Consider the following 1,564-nt stretch of genomic DNA (forward strand, 5'->3'; position numbering starts at 1 on the left):
CGCCGGCACGAACCGAGTACCCACGGCCTCGCCGCGCGCGAGCGCTACGAGTGCATCCGGTGCCTCGCCGCTGGCGATCACGCTCGGGATGCCCGCCGTCATGAGGATGCGCGAGGCGCGGAGCTTCGTGATCATGCCTCCCGTTCCCACGGAGCTCGAGGAATCGCCCGCCGAAGCGAGGATCTTGGCATCGATGCGCTCCACCTGCGCGATGAACCGCGCTGAAGGATCAAGCGAGGGGTTCGCCGTGTAGAGGCCGTCGATGTCGGAAAGCGTGACGCACAGATCCGCTCCCGCCAGGCAGCTCACGAGCGCGGCGAGGGTGTCGTTGTCGCCGAAGCGGATCTCGTCTACCGCGACGGTATCGTTCTCGTTCACAACCGGCACCACGCCGAGCTCGACGAGGCGCGTGAGGGCGTCGCGCGCATGAAGGTACGAGGAACGGCTCGCGGTGTCGTTGCGGGTGAGCAGGACGAGCGACGTGGTCAGGCCGTGCTGCCGGAATTCCTCGTCGTACGCCGCCGAAAGCGCGCACTGCCCCACCGAGGCGCACGCCTGAAGGCTCGGCATGTCTGAAGGGCGCGCCTTGAAACCGAGCGCGGGCGCGCCGCATGCGATGGCTCCAGAGCTCACCACGACAAGGTTCCATCCCAGGCTGCGCAGCTCGGACGCCTGGCGCGCAAGGTCGGCGAGGAACGCGCGGCGCACACCGGAACCCGGCTGCACCACGGTGCTCGAGCCGATCTTCACGACCATCGTCTTCATCTGACGCCCCTTCTCAACACATGTCCCAAAATGCACCTGTCCCTTTTTGGGACATGCGGGTTATTTCGGAGCCTTCCAAGGCATGGGAGAGGCAGCAGCGTTCATGCGCTCGCGCACGAGCTCGTCGCGCACGCGCGCCAGACCCGCCTCCATGCCCACCACGTACGACTGCGGGTACAGGAAGCGCTTGTACTCGGGGTCGAGTGCGGCCAACGCTGCGGCGCAGCGCTCGCGGGCGGCGGAAAGCGGCTCGCGCAGCCCTGTCGCCTGGCCGTCGCGCACCACCGGCACGAGCAGCTCGCGGTATGGCATACCGGCAACGCTCGTCACGAGTGCGGCGTCGTTCACGGCAACGAGCGTCGTACCGCGCGCATCGCCCTCGCCCTCGAGGTAGGCCTCGTCATAGATCATGTCACACACGGGGCTGCCCGCCTCGTCCATATAGCGGCGCACCTGCTGCACGCCGGGAATCGTGCGCTTGTAGGGCTGCTCGGAGAGCTTCACGACGGGCGTCCACGACTCATCGCCGGGATCGCGCCGCGCGGCGAGCTTGTACACGCCGCCGAGTGCCGGCTGGTCGTAGCAGGTGGCGAGCTTCGTGCCCACGCCGAAGGAATCGATCGGCGCCCCTTGGTCCAAGAGCGACTGAATGGTGTACTCGTCCAGATCGTTCGAAACGGAGATCTTCACGTAGCCGAGTCCCTCGGCGTCGAAGCGGCCGCGCACGTACTTCGAAAGCTTCGCGAGGTCGCCGGAATCGATGCGGATCGCCGCGAAGATCGGAAGAGCACACGTCTGA

General features: G+C 67.0%; 1 protein-coding gene and 1 pseudogene. Both read right to left on the reverse strand.

The window, feature by feature from the left end; translation table 11 throughout:
• A partial coding sequence (proB, locus tag QZ079_RS09425; protein WP_297037581.1) for a glutamate 5-kinase occupies positions 1 to 765 on the reverse strand: 765 nt, incomplete at its 3' end.
• Positions 766 to 825: 60 nt separating this feature from the next.
• Positions 826 to 1,564, reverse strand: a pseudogene (locus QZ079_RS09430) (nicotinate phosphoribosyltransferase); the annotation flags it as partial.

Source organism: uncultured Enorma sp. (genome assembly GCA_905210055.1).
GTDB lineage: Bacteria > Actinomycetota > Coriobacteriia > Coriobacteriales > Coriobacteriaceae > Enorma.